The organism is Bacillus jepli, assembly GCF_047238305.1.
Classification (GTDB): domain Bacteria; phylum Bacillota; class Bacilli; order Bacillales; family Bacillaceae_L; genus Ferdinandcohnia.
Window position 1 is genome coordinate 1,797,596 of the sequence record NZ_JBDFMO010000001.1, and the last position, 20,366, is coordinate 1,817,961.

The 20,366-nt window shown below is 38.5% G+C and carries 20 protein-coding genes and 2 pseudogenes; 20 read left to right on the top strand and 2 right to left on the bottom strand.

The genetic code is table 11. The annotated features are described in order from the left end of the window. Positions 1-48: 48 nt before the first annotated feature. The 3 genes and pseudogenes from ABC371_RS08775 to ABC371_RS08785 form a co-directional block, all read left to right on the top strand. Positions 49-426: pseudogene (locus tag ABC371_RS08775) on the top strand (nucleoside recognition domain-containing protein); the annotation flags it as partial. 156 nt (positions 427-582) lie between these two features. Next, on the top strand, positions 583-1,308 hold the full coding sequence (locus ABC371_RS08780; RefSeq protein WP_412896450.1) for a ZIP family metal transporter: 726 nt from the start codon (positions 583-585) through the stop codon (positions 1,306-1,308). A gap of 285 nt (positions 1,309-1,593) precedes the next feature. After that, positions 1,594-2,130 carry an NADPH-dependent FMN reductase gene (locus ABC371_RS08785; protein ID WP_412896451.1) on the top strand — a complete coding sequence of 179 codons (537 nt, stop codon included), beginning with the start codon at positions 1,594-1,596 and terminating at the stop codon, positions 2,128-2,130. A gap of 358 nt (positions 2,131-2,488) precedes the next feature. Here the strand turns inward: ABC371_RS08785 and ABC371_RS08790 are convergent, their stop codons facing one another. Next, positions 2,489-2,878 (bottom strand): iron chaperone, encoded by a 390-nt coding sequence (locus tag ABC371_RS08790; RefSeq protein WP_412899304.1) that lies wholly within the window; start codon positions 2,876-2,878, stop codon positions 2,489-2,491. Between the two features lie 322 nt (positions 2,879-3,200). On the opposite strand from ABC371_RS08790, the gene ABC371_RS08795 reads away from it, so the two are divergent. The 4 genes from ABC371_RS08795 (at position 3,201) to ABC371_RS08810 (ending at position 5,196) form a co-directional block, all read left to right on the top strand. Next, a complete protein-coding gene (locus tag ABC371_RS08795) occupies positions 3,201-3,659 on the top strand; it encodes a LytTR family DNA-binding domain-containing protein (protein ID WP_412896452.1) in 459 nt (152 codons plus the stop codon). After that, complete coding sequence (locus tag ABC371_RS08800) at positions 3,656-4,066, top strand: DUF3021 domain-containing protein (RefSeq protein ID WP_412896453.1); 411 nt, start codon at positions 3,656-3,658, stop codon at positions 4,064-4,066. The genes ABC371_RS08795 and ABC371_RS08800 overlap by 4 nt, the downstream gene beginning before the upstream one ends. A gap of 226 nt (positions 4,067-4,292) precedes the next feature. Continuing rightward, positions 4,293-4,865, top strand: a complete 573-nt coding sequence (locus ABC371_RS08805; RefSeq protein WP_412896454.1) for an NADPH-dependent FMN reductase — start codon at positions 4,293-4,295, stop codon at positions 4,863-4,865. Between the two features lie 25 nt (positions 4,866-4,890). Beyond that, positions 4,891-5,196: a monooxygenase gene (locus ABC371_RS08810; protein ID WP_412896455.1), complete on the top strand. Its 306-nt coding sequence runs from the start codon at positions 4,891-4,893 to the stop codon at positions 5,194-5,196. A gap of 27 nt (positions 5,197-5,223) precedes the next feature. Here ABC371_RS08810 and ABC371_RS08815 read toward each other — a convergent pair whose 3' ends face one another. After that, positions 5,224-5,598 carry an SLAP domain-containing protein gene (locus ABC371_RS08815; RefSeq protein WP_412896456.1) on the bottom strand — a complete coding sequence of 125 codons (375 nt, stop codon included), beginning with the start codon at positions 5,596-5,598 and terminating at the stop codon, positions 5,224-5,226. A 154-nt stretch (positions 5,599-5,752) separates the two neighbouring features. Here ABC371_RS08815 and ABC371_RS08820 point away from each other — a divergent pair. The 13 genes and pseudogenes from ABC371_RS08820 to ABC371_RS08880 all read left to right on the top strand — a co-directional run bounded on the left by ABC371_RS08820 (position 5,753) and on the right by ABC371_RS08880 (position 20,316). Further along, positions 5,753-6,639, top strand: a pseudogene (locus ABC371_RS08820) (Rpn family recombination-promoting nuclease/putative transposase). Positions 6,640-6,905: 266 nt separating this feature from the next. After that, the gene (locus ABC371_RS08825; protein ID WP_412896457.1) at positions 6,906-7,721 is read left to right on the top strand and encodes a ZIP family metal transporter; all 816 of its coding nucleotides are present in this window, start codon (positions 6,906-6,908) and stop codon (positions 7,719-7,721) included. Positions 7,722-7,843: 122 nt separating this feature from the next. Next, on the top strand, positions 7,844-9,388 hold the full coding sequence (locus ABC371_RS08830; protein ID WP_412896458.1) for a spore germination protein: 1,545 nt from the start codon (positions 7,844-7,846) through the stop codon (positions 9,386-9,388). Then, positions 9,385-10,485 carry a GerAB/ArcD/ProY family transporter gene (locus tag ABC371_RS08835; protein WP_412896459.1) on the top strand — a complete coding sequence of 367 codons (1,101 nt, stop codon included), beginning with the start codon at positions 9,385-9,387 and terminating at the stop codon, positions 10,483-10,485. The genes ABC371_RS08830 and ABC371_RS08835 overlap by 4 nt, the downstream gene beginning before the upstream one ends. Further along, complete coding sequence (locus ABC371_RS08840) at positions 10,482-11,612, top strand: Ger(x)C family spore germination protein (protein ID WP_412896460.1); 1,131 nt, start codon at positions 10,482-10,484, stop codon at positions 11,610-11,612. The genes ABC371_RS08835 and ABC371_RS08840 overlap by 4 nt, the downstream gene beginning before the upstream one ends. 247 nt (positions 11,613-11,859) lie before the next feature. After that, on the top strand, positions 11,860-12,555 hold the full coding sequence (locus ABC371_RS08845; protein ID WP_412896461.1) for a response regulator transcription factor: 696 nt from the start codon (positions 11,860-11,862) through the stop codon (positions 12,553-12,555). Continuing rightward, positions 12,552-13,556, top strand: coding sequence for a sensor histidine kinase (locus ABC371_RS08850; protein WP_412896462.1), 1,005 nt, complete (start codon positions 12,552-12,554; stop codon positions 13,554-13,556). Before ABC371_RS08845 ends, ABC371_RS08850 begins: the two co-directional genes overlap by 4 nt. A gap of 91 nt (positions 13,557-13,647) precedes the next feature. Then, complete coding sequence (locus ABC371_RS08855; RefSeq protein WP_412896463.1) at positions 13,648-14,403, top strand: ABC transporter ATP-binding protein; 756 nt, start codon at positions 13,648-13,650, stop codon at positions 14,401-14,403. Beyond that, positions 14,400-16,337 carry an ABC transporter permease gene (locus tag ABC371_RS08860; RefSeq protein WP_412896464.1) on the top strand — a complete coding sequence of 646 codons (1,938 nt, stop codon included), beginning with the start codon at positions 14,400-14,402 and terminating at the stop codon, positions 16,335-16,337. The genes ABC371_RS08855 and ABC371_RS08860 overlap by 4 nt, the downstream gene beginning before the upstream one ends. Positions 16,338-16,807: 470 nt before the next feature. Next, a complete protein-coding gene (locus tag ABC371_RS08865) occupies positions 16,808-17,764 on the top strand; it encodes a metal ABC transporter solute-binding protein, Zn/Mn family (RefSeq protein ID WP_412896465.1) in 957 nt (318 codons plus the stop codon). Beyond that, complete coding sequence (locus tag ABC371_RS08870) at positions 17,761-18,519, top strand: metal ABC transporter ATP-binding protein (RefSeq protein WP_412896466.1); 759 nt, start codon at positions 17,761-17,763, stop codon at positions 18,517-18,519. The genes ABC371_RS08865 and ABC371_RS08870 overlap by 4 nt, the downstream gene beginning before the upstream one ends. Further along, complete coding sequence (locus ABC371_RS08875; protein ID WP_412896467.1) at positions 18,494-19,417, top strand: metal ABC transporter permease; 924 nt, start codon at positions 18,494-18,496, stop codon at positions 19,415-19,417. Before ABC371_RS08870 ends, ABC371_RS08875 begins: the two co-directional genes overlap by 26 nt. Then, positions 19,414-20,316: a metal ABC transporter permease gene (locus ABC371_RS08880; protein WP_412896468.1), complete on the top strand. Its 903-nt coding sequence runs from the start codon at positions 19,414-19,416 to the stop codon at positions 20,314-20,316. Before ABC371_RS08875 ends, ABC371_RS08880 begins: the two co-directional genes overlap by 4 nt. The last annotated feature ends 50 nt before the right edge of the window (positions 20,317-20,366 follow it).

Below are 20,366 nucleotides of genomic sequence, written 5' to 3' on the forward strand. Positions count from 1 at the left end.
CATGAGATAATTGTTTCCATCAAAAGCAGAAGAATGGTTTTGTGTAATAACTTCTTAGACCCATTTGGAAGTGTATTAGGTTTAGATGGGTTCATTTTAGCCGCCTTTATCCTAGGGTTACCTGCCAACGAAATTGTTGTTCCTATCCTTATCATGGCCTATTTATCTCAAGGAGCCATGTTGGAAATTGAGGATTTAGGAAAGTTAAAGCAGGTGTTCATAGACCACGGCTGGACCTGGTTAACGGCCCTAAATATGATGTTGTTTTCATTATTACACTATCCTTGCGGAACAACTCTACTTAATATCTATAAAGAAACCAAAAGTAAGAAATGGACCTTTATGTCCTTTGCGATTCCAACAGGTATCGCCATAGGAGTTACCTTCCTTACAGCTACTTTAGCAAAGCTTTTTGGTTGGGTTTAGGACATTAAAATGTACTATTTTAGGACCATATTGGAATGATTAAATGTACTATGAAGGAAATCCATTATTGAAAATATAAGGGATTTCTGTTGTTCTTATTCTGCAACATCATCCACTTTCATATAATGTTAAAAAGGAAATTAAAGGTGGATACTCGTGGTATTTAATTTAGGAATACTAATAAGTGCTTTAGGGACAATCTTAGGCGCGTTGCCTGCTTTATTATTAACAAATGTAACACATCGGATTAAAGATAATCTATTAGCTTATAGTGCTGGAATCATGGTAGCAGCTTCTACCTATGCGTTAATTCCTTCAACGTTAAAGTTGTCTAATATGTTTGTATTGGTGATTGGAATTTTATTAGGAACTGCGACACTTACATTATTAGAAATTAGCTTACCGCATCTAGAGATGGATCACTCGGTCCACGCAAACCACAAGACCAGTCCGCTTCTTTTAATCGCTGCAATGGCGATACATAATATACCCGAAGGAATGTCTGTAGGAATTAGCTATGCTAGTGAACTAGAAGATTTAGGCTCCCTTGTTTCATTTTCTATTGGGATCCAAAACATACCTGAAGGGTTCTTAGTTTGTCTATTTTTAATTACGAATCAAATTCCAAGGGTACAAGCTCTCCTATTCACTGCTTTTACAGCGGGAATAGAATGGGTTTCCTCGTTTATTGGTTTGCAATTAAGTGGCCAACATTTAGATATTATTCCGTATGGATTAGCATTTGCTGCAGGTTCTATGCTGTTTGTTGTCTACAAAGAACTAATACCAGAAAGTCATGGTGACGGCAATGAAAGATCAGCAACCTTTTCCTTTGTTATTGGCTTGTTAACCATGATATTTATTACGGATGTAACAAGATAGGATTTATTTCATTCAGTCCGTTCCCAAAGATTAGACTTGAATGTAACGAGAGATTTTTATCTCCCGTTTTTCTTCGGTGTTTAAATATCTTGAATCCAAGAATTTTAAAAGTTGACTATAAAAAAATGGAATGCTACGATAATTTCAATAAAAAGATATACAAAATCATCCAAGATAGCATAATAGGAGTATAAAAGGTTTCGGCTAAAAAACTGAATCTCACATAAATGAACATGTATGAGCAGACTCTATATTGAGATAATTAATTTTAGGAGGTTGGCTTATATGAAAGTCGTTGGTATATCAGGTTCACTGATTGGTGCAAAAACATCGAAAGCTGTCTACGAAGTGTTAGCGGCAATTAAATCACAGGATTTCTCAGTTCAAATAGAATTACTTGATCTAAAGGATTTCGAAATGGAGTTTGTAAATGGAAGCCCGTTAAGCTATTACAATGATGATACCATTAAAGTAGTCAATAAAATTTTAGAGGCAGACATGCTTGTATTTGGATCACCGATTTATCAGGCGTCGATTTCAGGGGTACTAAAGAATCTGTTAGACTTTTTTCCGGTCGATTCCTTCAAAAATAAAGTGACAGGGATCATTACAACCGGTGGAACAGAAAAACACTTCCTTGTTTCAGAATACCATTTAAAGCCCATCCTGTCGTATTTAAAAGGGACAGTACCAGTGCATCAAGTTTTTATTCACAATGACGAATTCGATGACGACAACGAAATTACCAATAAGGGACTACTAAAACGAATAAACAAACTAGCTGAGGAAATGATTTCACTGCAAAAAAGTATGAAACATTAAGTCCCTCACTAAAAATTGATAGACAGGGCGACTTGATCTGGGTTATTATAAAAAATTAAGACGAGGAACTCATCACCAATAACCAAATAGCCACTCCTTTTGAGGTACCAAGTAGCAATAAAAAATCTAAAATAGTAGAGGGATTCGCTCTGCTATTTTATTGATTTAATGGAATTTATTACAACGATAGCAAGTCAATTAGCATAATCTTAAGCTACCCGTTATTTTTATAACAATTCCTTCTTCTTCCACACTCCTTCACCATAACTTGAATAAGAAAAAGGCTTCACTCCTGTTAAAGTAAAGCCCCAATAGTTTCTGTCCAATATTTATTTTCTTTAAAGAAAGCGGAATGAAATTATTCCTTCTTTTTTGTTTTCCCTTCAGCCTTACTTTTGTTTTCATCAACCCTAAATTTTACGATTTTACTAATTAATTCATAAGGGATGGGTTTTCCTATTGGAAATTGCACTGCACCTTTCGAGGTCTTATAACCCGATAATTCTTCTTTAAATGCATTAATACCGCTTGAAGTTGGATAAAATCCTATATGCTTTTTGAATGCAGCAAAATACACTAGATTTCCATTTGAAACAAAAGTGGGCATTCTATAACTTATTTTTTCCTCAGCATTTGGGGCTGATTCCTTAATAACCTTTCTTATTGTTTTTAGTGTTTCCTGAATCTCTTGAGGATATTGTAAAATATATTCATCAATTGATTTCGGTATAATCGTTTGTTGTTTCATCTCCATATTGTTCTCTCCTTCTTTTTTATCTCTTATTATTATCATACTTATTTCACTTGAATAACTTCTACCAAATATTTTTAATCCTGTTTGAAAAACATGAAAAGAAGACTGACTTACATCTTCGGAGTGTAAGTCACCAACAATTTTCCACTAGTTACCACTCGTTTTTCTACCACTTACTGTAATTATACAGACTTAAAAGGAACTTCATCATACAATTTGATTAGAAAGTGAATGAGAGGAGGAATTAAAAAACATTTATTGACAGACATCGAGAGCTGAATCAAATATACTTTAGGTGAAAAGAGGTGTCTGAAATTTGAAACTTTTTCTTAATATTGACAAAGCACTTAAAGAAGCGAGAGTTACCATCGAAGGACCTGAGTTGGATGAAAATATACAGGAACTCATTGATTTCATCTATGGAAGGGAGCAACAATTCCTAATTGGAAAAAAGGGAGAAATGCAACATATTCTCAAACCGGATGATGTCCACTATTTTCATACTGAAAATGATCATATTATCGCCGTAACGGAAGCAGATTCTTTTATTTTAAAAGAGAAATTATATGAGCTCGAGGCCATGCTCCTTTCTAAAAAATTTATCCGCCTGTCTAAATCGGTTATCGCCAATTTAAATCAAATGAGCCGTTTTGAAGCATCATTCAATGGTACACTCTGTGTTTACTTCAAATCAGGAAAGAAAGAATATGTGTCTCGTACCTATGTCCCAGCGATTAAGGAAGCTTTAAAATTGAATAGGAGGAAAGTAGAATGAAAACGTTTATTATCCGTAGTTTTTCAGGTATTTTTTTCGGAGGCTTTATTGCGGTTTTAATCACCAATCTGAATATCCTTTTCGGAGGCTATGAAATGATAGATGGACCATTATTTTTAAAAAACTCCGTAGGTTCTGTTCTTTGCGGCTGGTTTTTTACAGTCAGTTCTTTGTACTATGAAAACAGGAATTTGACCCTTTCCCAACAGACCATTCTTCATTTTTTAACCGTCACAATCCTATACCTCATCTTAGCATTCACAATCGGATGGATTCCATTTAGTATCATAAATATTTTGTTAACACTCATCATTTCCTGTGTCGTCTATACGATCTTCTGGGTTGCATTTTATCTCTACTTCAAAAATCAAGCCAGAAAATTAAATGATTGTTTGAAAAAACTATGAAAATTGATGTGTATGAGGACCTAAGGCGCTTACGCTTTAATGCGGATATTATCTCTATGCAGGTACCTCAAATGAATGAAACGGTTAAATTTCAGAAAAGGGTCGTCTTTTTAGACACTTTTTCAAAAGTGTTGGATAAGCAACAAAAGTAATTTACTGTTGGTGTCCTCCTGTTTTCGTCCTTGTTATAGTTAAGATACATCATACACAATAGGAGGAAATAAGAATGGTTAAAATCGGTATTATTACTGGAAGTACAAGAGATTCAAGGGTAAATCTACAAGTCGCTGAATGGGTGAAATCAATTGCGGACAAACGAACAGATGCAGAATTTGAATTGGTCGATATTAAGGATTACAACCTTCCAAAATTCAATGAGCCGACTCCGGCGATTATGTCCCAGGATTATCAAGCACCAGAAGCACATGCTTGGTCTAAAAAAATTGACAGTCTTGACGGATTTATTTTTGTCACACCAGAGTATAATAAGGCTGTGACGTCTGGATTAAAGGATGCGATTGATTATTTATATGTGGAGTGGAACCATAAAGCTGCAGGAATTGTTAGTTACGGATCGACATTAGGTGTTACAGCAGCCAATAATTTACGTCTCATTTTAACGGTACCAAAGGTAGCAACTGTGGGACCTTCCGTAGCGATGAGCCTGTTCACTGATTTTCAAGATATGAGTAAATTTAATCCAGCCCCATACCACGAGGATTCCTTAAACAATACATTAGACGATGTTGTCGCTTGGTCGACTGCATTGAAAGGAATTAGACAAGGCGTTTTAGTATAACGATTCATAAAAAGGAGAAATAACGATGCCATATGTATTACAGGTAGATTTTAAAATGGATGGACCATTTGGAGATGAAATGGCAAATGCATTTGCAGATTTAGCGAAAAGCATTACGGAGGAACCAGGGTTCATCTGGAAAATCTGGACAGAGAATCCCGAAGCAAAAGAAGCGGGTGGGATTTATTTGTTCGAGACAAAAGAAACCGCCGAACAATATCTCGACATGCATACGAAACGATTAGGTGGCTTTGGGATAAATGGAGTAAACGGAAAAATCTTTGCTATCAATTCAAAACTGTCTGAGATCACGAAAGGTCCGGTAAAATGAAAAAGGGAAGTAGATTCTAAATAGAGTCTACTTCTCTTTTTTTAGTGTTAGTGTGGCGGAACCTGGGACTTCAACCGTATCAGGAAAAATAAATGTCCACGGCATGCTGGTTTCAGGTGGTACCTGAAGTGTAGGATGGGTGAATTTGTGCTCGGCGAAACGTTTATCCTCGGTCCAAATTTCTAGTGTTGTATTTTCAAAAACGAGAGTTTGCTCTGTACTATTATGAATCATAGCTGTTACTAGACGTTCGTTTTTATGGTTTACTGCAATTCGGACGGTTGTGAATGTAATTCCCATATCTAGGTTCGGAAACACATCTTGAAAAATCCGTTCAAATTCCTCTCGATCCTTCTGCGAAATCGTCCGATCCCAGGCATCTTCTAATACTAGTTTTTGCATGTACTCACCTCGTATAGAGTCATTATATCAAATAGAATGAATTAGGCAGGAACTTTCCGATATCTGTCGAATTTATTATTTTGGATTAGTAAAAAAACTAGTCATGTGTCCTCTTCATTCCTCGTTTAAAATTAAACCCCGAAAGGAAGATTTCGTGTCACCTGAATACATCGATTTAAAAATGGATTTTATGTTTAAACAGCTTTTTGGACACCCCACTCGTAAGCATATCACTATCGCATTCATAAATGATTTATTGGGGAGAAGTGGTGATGAAAGAATTATTGATTTACATTATGAAAACACTGAATATGTGAAGGATAGTGAAGATGGAAAGTCTGTACGACTAGACCTTACAGTTTTTACTTCATTGGATGAACGTATCAATATTGAAATTCAACTTGTAATCAACACGATATGCCTGAACGTACTCTGTACTATTGGTCAAAAATGTTTGCAGCTTCTATTAACTCTGGTGATTCTTATCAGGAACTCCCTCCAACTATTTTAATCAGCATTCTAAATTATCCGTTATTTCCTTCAGAAACAGATAGTTTTCACACAGTTTTTCATATCAAAGAAGATAAAGAAGGTTTCATATGGAGCAACCATCTTGAATTTCATGCAATTGATTTGAGTGCGTTCGTGGTACAATGGAGAAAATATCGTAGAAAACTTAAGGAGCAAAACCATCAAGAATTACCTTGGCTTATGATGCTTTCAGCCGCCAATGTGCATAAAAAGCCAGTAAATAACGAAATGATTAGTGAACTGGAGGAATGGTTCATGAATATTGAAGAGATCCGTGAAGCACTTATTGAATGGGAAACCTTGAGCACAAACAAAGAAAATCGTCAGGCGTATGAAGAAAGATTAAAGGAACTACGAGATTTACTCAGTAATATGGAAGGGTATCGAAGGGAAGGTATTGAAATTGGTATGAAGAAAATTGTTCGTAACATGTTTAACAAAGGCTTAGAACCAGCAGAAATAGCTGAATTAACTGGATTAACAGAAAAAGAAGTAAATAAACTAAAGTAAAAAGTACAGTTTTAATTAAAATTAACGAAACTAGCAGTCAACGAAATTTATATTAAGAGGAAGACGAAGGATGAAGAGAACAAAAAGGGACCCTTGAACTGGTCAATCGATTGATTGCCGGCCCAGGGTTCTTTTTTTAATGTGAAATGCTTTTAATATGGGGCCTAGATATGGTCTTTGTCCTATATCCAAACCTCACTCCATATTTTACCTCTGCCTTGGTTATGCTAAACTTAATTTAGTTGAACGTAAAGGAGTTCTTTAACATGGTCGCATTTTTTGAAAATTTTCATCCGGTTATGCAAGCGTTATTTGCGACATTGTTTACGTGGGGGATGACCGCGCTTGGGGCCACCCTTGTTTTTGCAACGAAAACTATCAATCAGCGACTTTTAGATAGTATGTTAGGATTTGCAGGAGGTGTGATGATTGCCGCTAGTTATTGGTCGCTATTAGGACCGGCGATTGACATGTCAAGTAATAACCCAATCGGTGCATGGTTTCCGGCAGCTTTTGGATTCTTATTAGGAGGCGTTTTTCTATGGGGAATAGACAAGATTTTGCCTCATTTACATCCAAATGCGCCAATTATAGATGCAGAAGGACTGCATTTGAAAGGTCAAAAAAGAAGTACACTTCTAGTGCTCGCAATCACGTTACATAATATTCCAGAAGGTCTGGCGGTCGGAATTGCGTTTGGAGCCCTTGCTAATGGGGGAACAGAAGCTTCGTTAGCAGGTGCACTGACATTGGCGATAGGAATCGGAATTCAAAATTTCCCAGAGGGTATCGCAGTTTCGATGCCATTAAGAGGGGATGGTATGTCGCGTAGAAAAAGCTTCTTCTATGGGCAGTTTTCAGGGATGGTTGAACCAATCGCTGCTGTGATCGGAGCATTTGCCGTTTCTTTCTTTGAACCTTTGCTTCCGTATGCACTAAGTTTTGCAGCGGGTGCGATGATCTTCGTTGTCGCGGAAGAAGTGATTCCAAGCTCACAGGAAAAAGGAAATAAAGATCTCGCCTCAATGAGCTTAATGATTGGTTTTGTCGTGATGATGATTCTAGATGTGGCGTTAGGATAGAAATGTTCGTCTACTGTCAAACCGAAGAACTGGGCCAAAATGCCCGGTTCTTTTTTACTTTAAATGCATGTTTTTCCAATCTATGAAGCAAACTAAACCATCATATCTTAGGTGGGTATCGCATGTCTTTTTTCAAAAAAAGTAAGAAGGAACCTCAGCAGCAACAATCAAATCCTAGCGAGAAGCCAGGACCAAACGAGAAACTGATTAGCTCACAGCTAGAAGAGAATCTTACTGAAATAAAAAACATTTTCAGTAAAACGCCTGATTTGGTTGTGACAAATCTTGTGATTAAACAAACAAATGCTAAAGCATCCCTCGTCTATCTAGGTGAACTTACTGATTCTACAATGGTCAATGAGCATGTATTAAAACCATTGTTATTTCAGGTTGATGTGAATAATGAGAATCCCACACCAAACGTATCAATTGCTCAAATCAAGGAAGCAAATACATGGTCCCGAATTACAGAGGGAGCCTTACAAGGAAAAAGTATATTATTTGTTGAACAATCTCCAATAGCATTCCTTTTAGATACCGGGAAATGGCCGGAACGTTCCATTGAAGATACCCCGATTGAATCATCCGTTTATGCAGAACATATCGGGTTTACTGAATCTGGAAGCAAAAATATTGCACTCATCCGAAAGCATATTAAAAATCAAAATTTAAAAATAGAAGAATACATCATTGGTGAAAGAGGGAAAACTAAGGTCTCCATTTTATATTTAGACGATGTTGCCAACCCGGAGTTGATTAAGGAACTGGATACCCGGATGAATAAAATTAAGGTTGATAGTATTTCAAATTGTGTAGAATTAGAAGAATATATTGAGGATAATCCCTATTCGCCATTCCCACAATTTCTTATAACGGAGCGAACTGATTTTTCAGCATTGGAAATTTTAGCAGGAAGAATGGTCGTGGTGGTAGATGGAGCACCAAATGTCTTAGTGGCTCCAGCGACATTTTTTTCATTTTTTAAAAGCATGGATGATTATACCGCACGTTGGTTGGTGGCCTCCTTTATCCGCCTGTTAAGGTATGTTGGTTTTTTTATGGCCATCTTTTTACCGGCGACTTATATCGCGGTGATTGCGTTTCATTTCGAAGTGATTCCCTTGAAATTGCTGATGTCCATTGGGGTGTCGAGGGAACGAGTGCCATTTCCGCCGTTCATTGAAGCTTTAATTATGGAGATTGCTCTGGAGATGCTACGTGAGGCCGGAATTCGACTGCCCGCAAAGATTGGGCAAACCGTTGGAATTGTGGGTGGTATTGTCATTGGACAGGCTGCTGTACAGGCTGGGATAGTCAGTAATATTATGGTCATTGTTGTTGCATTAACAGCCGTGGCCTCGTTTATCATCCCAAATTATCAGATGGGAGCCTCCATTCGGCTTATCCGATTTCCAATGATGATTATTGCTTCTTTATTTGGTTTTGTTGGATTAAGTGTAGGTTTAATGACACTAATCATCCATCTTATTGAGTTAAAATCACTTGGGATCTCATATGCTAGTCCAGTTTCACCCTTGCGATTTCAGGACTGGAAGGATTTGTTTATTCGATTCCCACAATGGTCTATCCTCAAACGTCCGGTTAGTGCGATGGCCACTCAATTAAGAAGGGCCGATTCTAGTCGTCCAAAGGGTGACAAAAAATGATGAATGTTCAAGGAAAGCAAATCACATTGTTACAGTTCATCTTATTAATTCATGGTGTTCAAATTGGGGTTGGCGTCCTTACCTTACCTCGAGATTTAGCAGAAAAGGCGGGGACTGATGGGTGGATCGGCATTATTGTAGGGTGGTTCATTGCTACAGTTACTAGTTTAATTATTATTCAAATTATGAAAAAACACCCGAATGGAACAATTCTTGACCTGTTGACATTTTACTTTGGCAAGTGGGTAGGAAAAGTGGGTGGGGTGATCCTTGCTGCGTATTTTGCTTTTTTAGCCCTCTACTCGTTTATTACAGAAGCGATGTTTATACAAGCCTGGGTCTTACCTCGTGCATCCATATCTTTACTCTTGATATTGCTAGCGATCCCTTCGTATTTATTGGTCCGTAACAATATTCAAATTATTGGCAGATATTCTGTGGTTGTTTTTTTTATGACGATTTGGATCATTTTCTTTTATATGCTTTCATTAAAAGAAGCCCAATTCCTGAATCTACTTCCCCTACTAAAGGAAGGGTGGCATCCAGTCATTAAAACTGTAAAAATAACCATTATCACATTTGTTGGCTTTGAAATCGCCTTTTTCCTTTATCCTTATTTACAAAAGAAGGAATACGCTTCAATTGGCGTTGTCATTGCGAATACAATTACAATGTTTGCCTATTTGATGATTACTCTTATGGCATTTGTTGTTTTTAGCCCTGATGAAATTACAAAATATAATGAACCAACCATCTCCATCCTGAAGGTCATTGAGCTTACATTTATTGAACGATTAGAGATTGTTTTGTTCGCTTTATACATATTTGTCATGTCTACAAAAGTCCTCCCACTTATGTTTGTATCTGTCTTTAGTACAAGTTGGTTATTTGGTAAAGAGGAACACACAAAACCGTTATTTTGGGTACTCGTATTTAGTGTGATTTATGTGATTTTGTTTCCTCCTTCTACGAATATTAGTTTGATATGGCGTGGGGAATTAGAGACACTAAGCTATCTCTTTACGTACGCTTTCCCTATTTGTTTATGGGGATATGTACTCATACATGGTCTTTTTAAAAGGAGGAGCATGAAATGAAACGTTGGTTCCATACTTTTTTGTTCATTCCACTTTTAATGATGCTCACAAGTTGTGGATACCAAGTTCCTTTGGAGGATACGACGATTGTCTTCATCTTAGGGATTGATCTTGATGAAGACAATAATCTCATTTTCTATGAGTCCAGTCCTGTATTTAATAAGGGAGCAAAGGTTCAAACCGAGACATATCACACAAAAGCGGATACGATACGAGATTCTAAGAAGTATTTTGATGCAGTAGAAAGTGGCGAGGTTACAGGTGCCAAAATCCAGGTCCTTTTATTGGGAAAAAGGGTTGTGGAACATGAAGATTGGTTTCCGATGTTAGATACGTTGTACAGGAACAGTAATTTTTCGCTTAATACAAGAGTTGTCGTTGTGGACGGGAAAGTATCGGATGTTATCAACTACGAGCCGAAAAGCAATGCATATCTTGTCATGTATTTGAAGAATGTCATTGATAAAAATCATAAACGAACGAGGACGGAAAAAGGGACCCTTCAACAATTCCATTCTGAGATTTATGACAAGGGAGTGACACCAGCTTTATCCAATGTGAGAAAGGGGGAAAGGGTTGAAGTGATTGGAAACGTGTTGCTTAATGATCGTGGGAAATATGTTGACTCTCTTGATTTATCAGAATCAACGTTATTCCTTTTTTTAAAACATAATCAGAAACATCCAATTAGTTACACGACAATCACAATACCGACTGATAATGAGGACGGAATTTTTCATAAGCATGATCTGAGTTTTGAAGTGGCAGATGTGAAGTCTAAAATTAAAACATCAAATGAAACGGACAAGTTTAAATTTGATGTCAAAGTCTCCATGTCCATTTTTATTCTCGAAAGTTTATTATCTATGGATATAAAAACAAATGAAAAGAAAATCAAGGAAATAATTGAGGACCGATTAAAAACGGAATATGAAAAACTGTTTAAAAAAATCCAAAGTCATAAAATTGACCCAATTGGATTTGGAATCTACGCTAGAGCCTATCAGTACGAACATTTCAAAAAAGTCCAAGATAATTGGGGCGAAGCACTATCACAAGCCGATATCAACATATCCGTCGAAATCGACATCAAAGGCATGGGCACAGTCAACGAAACCAGCAAATAACGACAGGCACCACAGGGACGGTTCTCGTGGCTCTGCCGAGACAAATTCCAGTTCCACCCACGGCTCCGCCGCAAAAAAACCGATCCAAATATCAAAGCCTGAATCCATAATCGGATTCAGGCTTCTTGTGGTAGTTTATGGTATTATTGATTTATCAAAGAGTATAACCCTCTACACGAGGGTTATTTTTCCATAAAATGGTGGGCCACGGAACCTATCCTGTGACCCAGAAGGAAATGGTGGTAGTGTGTTTAAGATATTGTTGATCGAAGATGATGTGACGTTGTATAACGAGATTCGGGAGCGTCTGTCCCAATGGTCGTATGATGTGTACGGAATCAAGGATTTTGGCAATGTAATGAAGGAGTTTACTAGTATCCAGCCCGACCTGGTTATTATTGATATTCAATTACCGAAGTTTGATGGTTTTCACTGGTGCCGGATGATTCGAACGCACTCCAAGGTCCCAATTATTTTTCTGTCATCAAGGGACCACCCAACCGATATGGTGATGTCAATGCAACTGGGTGCCGATGATTTTGTTCAGAAGCCATTTCATTTCGATGTTCTAATTGCGAAGATTCAAGCCGTCCTAAGACGAGTCTACAACTATAGCCTTGAACAGCAAATCCATTTGAAAATCTGGAACGGAGCTTCTATTGATTACGTAAAAAACACCGTGCAAAATGAAACCGGAACAATTGAGTTAACGAAAAATGAAATGTTTATATTGAAAATCCTAATTGAACATGTGAATCAAATCGTCAGCCGCGAGGAGCTCATTAAAAGCCTATGGGATGACGAACGTTTTGTAAGTGATAACACACTAACTGTAAACGTCAACCGTTTGAGAAAGCGGCTCGAAGAAATTGGACTGGGTCAACATATTGAAACAAAAGTGGGACAAGGGTATTTGGCAAGGGAAGAGGTAGGCACCGAATGATCAAGAAGTTTCTCGTCGAAAGGCGAAGTTGGATTCTATTTTTCTGTCTTGTCCAAGGCCTCATTTTGTTAATTGGGTATCTTGATTCAACCCTATCATTACGTTCTATGCTCTATATTGTCTTTGTCTTTTTTGTCATTTTTACCTTGTTTCTTATCATTCGTTACAATCGGGAAGTTTCCTTTTATCAAAACCTAGATGATTGGGACCCAATTGTCGGTGTTGATAGTCTTCAAGAAGGAAAGACTCCATTTGAAAAAATGGTAGAATCCACTCTCAAACAGCAACATCATTTTTATTTAAGTGAGATAAGCCGTCACGCGACAAGCGTTGAGCAGGAAAAAGATGAGTTATTATCTTGGATTCATGAAGTGAAGACTCCACTTACAACTTTGAAATTAATGATTGAAAGAGTAGAAGACCACAGATTAAAAGAGCAATTGATGTCAGAATGGCTTCGGGTCCACTTGCTACTCGATCAACAATTGCATCAACGCCGAATCCCTTTCATGGAAAATGACCTTTTTATCGAAAAGGTTGATTTGGAAAAGCTCCTAATACCAGAAATCCAATCATTAAAATCGTGGTGTTTTCAAAAAGGAATCGGTTTTGACATGTCATTTGAGGTTTCAGAGGTGTACTCTGACGGAAAATGGCTTCAATTTATTTTACGTCAACTTCTAACAAATGCGGTCAAATACAGTGAAAACGCCGATATTGAGATTCGTAGCTATCAAAAAAATGAAACTGTTATTCTGGAAATCCAGGATTACGGTCGTGGAATAAAAGAGAAAGACCTGTCACGCATCTTTGAAAAAGGCTTCACGTCCACAACCGATCATCGGGATCATGCCGCAACGGGCATGGGTCTCTATCTTACAAAAAATGCGGCCAAACCGTTAAAAATACATATAAATGTCGAGTCTATATATGGAGAGGGTACGACTATTACATTGACCTTTCCAAGGAAAAATGATTTTCTTAAGCTAACAAGCATGTGACGAAAATGTCACATGCTTTCATGTTTTGTTCGCTGATTCGAAGGAAAAAGAGCCGAATCCTGTCTATGATAAAGATAAGGAGTTGATCAGATTGAATATTTTAGAAGCAAATAAAATAATTAAAACGTACGGAAACAAGTGGAACCGCCAAGAGGTTTTAAAAGGAATTGATATAGAGGTAAAAAAGGGGGAGTTTGTTGGGATCATGGGTCCTTCAGGTTCTGGTAAAACGACTTTGCTAAACGTGCTTTCATCGATTGACCGGGTGAGTTCAGGTTCGATACGAGTTGAAGGTAAGGAATTTACGAGCATGAAGGATAAGGAACTAGCTGGGTTTCGAAAACGTCATCTCGGGTTTATTTTTCAGGAATACCATCTATTAGATACCTTAACAGTCAAAGAAAATATTATGCTACCATTGACGGTTAATAAGATTTCGCCTAAGGCTGCGCAAATCATGTTTGAAGATGTAGCAAAGGAATTAGGCATTTTTGAAGTGAAGGATAAGTATCCAAATGAAATTTCAGGTGGACAGAAGCAAAGGACTTCAGCAGCGCGTGCTTTCGTTCATGAGCCTAGCATTATTTTTGCGGATGAACCGACGGGTGCGCTCGATTCGAAATCTGCTTCAGATTTACTGAATAAATTAAGTGACTTAAACGAAAAACGAGAAGCGACGATTGTCATGGTGACCCATGACCCGCAAGCAGCCAGCTATTGCAGCCGTGTGATTTTTATTAGGGATGGGCAAATCTTTACCAAATTAAATCGTGGCGAGGAGAGTAGGCAGGACTTCTTTAACGATATCATTAAGACGCAAGCCGTGTTAGGTGGGGTGAGAGCATGAGCTTTAAAAGCCTCATCTTTCGAAATTTAGTAAAGAACATCAAAAATTATTACTTATATGTATTTGCGCTTATTTTTAGTGTCTCGTTGTATTTTGCTTTTGTAACGCTACAGTATGATCCAGCGATGGATGTAACAGATGGTTCGGTTAAAGGGGCTGCAGCGATGAAAGCTGCGTCCCTCATGCTTATTGCCATCGTCATGGTATTCCTTGTCTATGCCAATACGTTGTTTATTAAGCGTCGTGGTAAAGAAATTGGCTTGTTCCAACTAGTCGGAATTTCAAAAAGAAAGACTTTTTGGATCTTAAGTGTTGAAAATATGATTCTGTATTTTAGCTCGATGATCATTGGAATCTTCCTTGGTTTCGTTTCGTCAAAACTCGTGATGATGATTCTTTTGAAAATCATTGGGATTGATGAGGTTGCAAAATTGCGATTTTCAACAGAAGCACTTGTACAAACCGTGATTGTGTTTGCGGCGATTTATGTGTTAATCATGGCGCTGAATGCGTTGTTTATTAAACAGCAGCAAATTTTATCATTGTTCCATACCACTTCAACATCAGAGGAGAGAAAACGGAAGGTCTCTGTGCTTGAAGTTATTATGGGAATTCTCGGACTTGCGCTTATTATATTTGGATACTTTTTATCAACGAAATTATTTGATGGTCAGTTTACAATGATGGATCAAATGTTTATGGTGATGATAGTGATTCTGGGGTCCGTGATTATCGGAACGTATTTCTTTTACAAGGGCTCCATCCGGTTTATTTTTAATCTGATTCGTAAAAAGGATAATGGATATCTCTCGGTGAATAAAGTGTTGTCCTTATCTTCGATTATGTTTCGGATGAGATCGAATTCGGTGTTGCTAACTGTGATCACAACCGTGTCTGCATTGGCACTCGGGTTGTTATCGCTCACCTACATTTCGTATTATTCTGCAGAAAAAGCAGCGGGAGAGGCTGTCGTGAATGACTTTTCGATTCCGAACGAGGAGCGCGCAAAGCAATACACTGATTTGCTGGACACTGCGCACATTAACTATACGAAAACTGAGATTGATTTGATGAATGTGAAGACGGATTTATCAAACGTCATAGATATGGAAGAATCAGAGATGCTGGATCTCACGGCTCCAATGACGGTTGTATCGGACCGTTTTGTCGAGGGTATTGATGTGGCTGAAAATGAATCGGTGTTCGTGAATAGCAACTCAGCGATCCAAGCATTCATGACCTTTAAAACGGGAACTTTTACCATGTCCGGAAAAACCAAAACCTTCGAGTTGGAATATATGAAGTATGAAGATAAACGTTTACTTCCATTGCGATTAACAGGCGGAGGATTCCCAGTTGCTGTTGTCGATGACAAGGTATTCCAGCAATTAGCGGCAGACGTTGACCCAGAAGTGGTGACTGAGTTTCCAAAATATGTAGGAATTGATATTGACAAAAGGTCTGAGCTACAAGAAGCCAATCAACTTTTCAATGACCTAGAATTAGGGCAATGGGCAGGACATCAGTCACAGCTCGATATTTTAACAATGCAAAAACAAAACATGGGCTTCATGATGTTTATCGTCGGATTTCTCGGATTGACTTTCTTAATTACATCGGGTTGTATCCTTTACTTCAAGCAAATGGATGAAGGCGAGGAGGAAAAAGGCAGCTACACGATTTTACGTAAACTAGGGTTTACAAGAACAGATTTATTAAACGGAATCAAGGCGAAGCAATTGTTTAACTTTGGTATCCCGTTAATCGTTGGGCTGTGTCATAGCTATTTTGCGGTAAAATCAGGCTGGTTCTTCTTCGGAACCGAGCTATGGACACCGATGATCATTGTCATGGTGTTCTATACGTTGCTGTACTCCGTCTTCGGGATTTTATCAGTGATGTACTACAAAAAATTGATAAAAGAAGCATTGTAAAATGCGGGACAGAGGGACAGGTCCATCGTCCCAGCTGATACAGTCTTTAAATGATTGGATACAGGTATAATAAAGAGCCGATTTCCTTGTATGCGGGAAATCGGCTTTTCGTGTTTGGTCGTTGTTGTTTTTGTAAGCATGAAGACCATTTCGAGCGAAAGCCACGTCCGAAAAGTCCTTCATAGGAAGATGAAGACCATTGCGAGCGAAAAAATCAATATCGAAATCCTCATCATAAGCCGGATGAAGAGCGCTTGCAGAAAAATGCCATTCAAATCTCCCTTTCGCCCAATATCAAATCTATAAAGAAAATTTAGTAATTTTAAAAAAGTACTTGACAAGACTTGCTTATAGGAATTAATCTTTCTTTAAGGAAACATTTTAGCGTGTACAAAAAACGGACTTATTTTTTTGCCCAAAAAGTTTCCTTTAGGAAACATTTATTCATTAACCCAAGGAGGAACAGGAAATTGAAAAAAGGAAAAGATGCTTTAAGATTATTAGTTTTAGGAGTAGCAATGGCCGTATTATTAATGGGGTGCGCAAGTTCAGAAACTCAATCGAATGAAAAGAATCCAGATGAACCGATTCAAATTGTCACGACAATCGCGCAAATTGGAGAGCCAATGGAAGTCATTGGTGGTGATCGTGTGAAAGTGGAAAGCCTAATGGGACCTGGTGTGGATCCACATTTGTATAAAGCAACTCAAGGTGATATCGAAAAAATGGAAAATGCTGAAATTATTTTTTATAGTGGTCTGAATCTTGAAGGGAATATGGGGGATATCTTCGCGAAGCTAAAAGAAACGAAAAACACATTTGCATTAGGAGAATCCGTCGATGAAAGCCGCATATTAATGGGAGACGAGGGTGAAATTGATCCACATGTTTGGTTTGATATAGATATTTGGAAGGATGCCTTAGAAAATGCAACAGAGGAGTTAAAAACCTACTCCCCTGATGATGCGGATTATTTCGAACAAAACAAGCAGGAATATTTTAAAAAAATCGAGGAACTAAAAGCGGACGCGACCGAAAAATTGTCGGGAATTCCAAAAGAACAACGTGTCTTAGTAACAGCTCATGACGCATTTGGCTATTTCGGTCGGATGTTTGACATTGAAGTCATTGGCTTGCAGGGGCTAAGTACGGAGGATGAAGTTGGCTTGTCTGACATTCAATCAACAGTTGATTTGCTAATTGAAAAACAAGTTCCAGCTGTATTTGTAGAAAGCAGTATTAACCAGAATTCCATTAAAGCCGTTATTGAAGGTGCTGGTAAACAGGGGCTTAAAGTGTCGCTAGGTGGAGAGCTTTATTCAGACGCGATGGGTCAAGCGGGAACTGAGGATGGCACCTATATTGGAATGTATAAGCATAATGTTAAAACGATATACGAAGGGCTAACAGGGAGTGTAGAAAAATGAATGTACTACAAGTCGAACAGCTTAGTGCAGCATATCGAAAAAATACAGTTCTAAATAATGTTAATTTTACAATCAAGCAAGGATCGCTTACAAGTATCGTGGGGCCAAATGGAGCGGGTAAATCGACTCTCATCAAGGTGTTGCTTGAACTACATCCACGATTATCAGGTAACACTTCCTTTTTTGAAACATCTTTAAAAAAGGCAAAAACAAGAGTTGGATACGTTCCACAGCGGGGCTCTGTTGATTGGGATTTCCCCACAGATGCACTAGATGTTGTGATGATGGGAATGTATGGTCAAATTGGATGGGTGAAGTGGCCAAATAAACGCCATAAAGAGAAAGCTCTTGAAGCATTGGATAAAGTGGGGATGGCGGATTACGCAAACCGCCAGATTAGTGAATTATCGGGCGGACAGCAGCAACGTGTCTTCTTAGCAAGAGCGCTCATTCAAGATGCTGATTTGTATTTCATGGATGAACCACTTGCCGGTGTTGATGCAGCAACAGAACGTGCGATAATGACGATATTAAGGGAACTAAAAAATGAAGGAAGTACTGTATTAGTTGTCCACCATGATCTGCAAACGGTAGAAGATTACTTTGATCAAGTCTTGTTTTTAAATCGAACGGTCATTGCACATGGCAATGTTGCGTCAACATTCACAGTGGAAAATATCGAAAAAACGTATGGTGGAACATTCCGGTTGTTAAAGGAGGGAGTTGGCATTGTTACTGCTCCTACAATCAAGTAATTTTCAATGGGTACTTTTTAGTACCCTCCTTCTAGGGGTTGCCTCAGGTCTTGTGGGGGGGTTAGCTTACTGGAGAAAACAAAGCTTAGTCAGTGATGCCCTGTCTCATGCCGCTCTTCCTGGTGTTGTCGTTGCGTTCTTGTTGTTTCAAGTGAAGGACCTATTTGTTCTCATCATTGGTGCAGGTGTAAGCGCCCTTCTCGGTGCATTATTAATCATGCTAATCAAATCAACAACCCGTATCACCGAGGACACTGCGATGGGAATGATTTTATCGGTCTTTTTTGGTGGGGGTATTGTCCTTTTAACACTTGTAAACAGAACCGCGCAAGGGAATCAAGCTGGATTAGATAGTTTTATCTTCGGTCAGGCCGCATCCATGGTCAGTTCAGATGTAAAACTTATGTCGGTTCTTGCGGCTATCGTGATTATGATTGTCATTGTCGGTTTCAAGGAGTGGAAATTGTTTTTATTCGATCCGGATTTTGCAAAGGGGCTAAACTTATCGGTAAAAGGGTTGAATTTAATCTATTTGATCCTTCTTGTGATGACAATTGTAATCGGCATTCAGGCTGTAGGTGTAATTTTAATGTCTGCGCTTATCATCATACCGCCAGTTAGTGCACGTTATTGGACCCACTCCTTTAAAACGATGATGTGGTTATCGGGAATTTTTGGTGGAGCGGCAGGAGCGATTGGAACGACATTGAGTACCTTAGGAGCCGGTTGGCCGACAGGACCTTTCATTGTAGTGACATCCGGTACCATCTTTTTATTCTCCTTATTTTTGGGTAGTAAGAAGGGAATGGTTGTTGAATATATATTGAGACGAAATAAGCAGAGGGAAGTACACAGACATTTGGTTTCTACTTCCTATGTGAAGGAGGGAAATCAATGACATATACAGCTTGGATTCTACTAACCGCTTCATTAGTTGGAGTTTCTTGTGGAATTGTTGGTGTGTTCCTCATTTTACGGAAAGTAGCGATGATGGCAGATGCCATTAGCCATACGGTCTTACTAGGAATTGTCATGGCGTATATATTAACGCATACCTTGACTGGAATCTATATGTTAATCGGCGCAACAATAGCCGGAATGTTAACCACCTATCTTGTGCAATGGTTTCACTCTAAAGGAGTCCAGCAGGACGCGTCGATTGGGGTTGTTTTTACAACCCTCTTCGCAATTGGGGTGATCCTGATTGCCACAAAGGTAGGGAATGCTCACCTTGATGTACAACATGCATTGATGGGGGAAATTACGTTTGTTCCTTGGAATACCATTCATGTACCAATAATAGGTGAGGTGCCACTAGCAACATTTATGCTCTCGTGTGTCTTGCTTCTAGTCATTTTGGTGATCGGGTTGTTTTACAAGGAATGGAAACTCACTACGTTTGATCCAGCACTTGCAGCAAGTATCGGAATCCCGGTGCTAGGGATGCATTATTTGTTTATGACGCTCGTTTCTGTCACAACGGTTGCTTCTTTTGATTCAGTAGGTGCGATTATGGTAGTTGCAATGCTTATTACACCAGCAGCATCCGCTTATCTTTGGACTGACAAACTGCTTGTTATGCTTGGATTAAGTTCAATGTTTGGAATTGTTTCCGCGATTGTGGGATATTATTTTGCGCTTTGGATTGATACCTCGATTTCAGGTTCAATGGCATTTGCTACAGGGGGAATATTCCTCATAAGCTATCTTTTATCCCCTCGACACGGAATGCTATCAAATTGGCTGCGCCCCGGCACAGAGGGACAGATTCAAAGCCCCATTTTACCACGTAAATAAAGGATGGTTCACGGGACCTGTTCTGAGTGACCCTTCGAAAGGATGGTGGA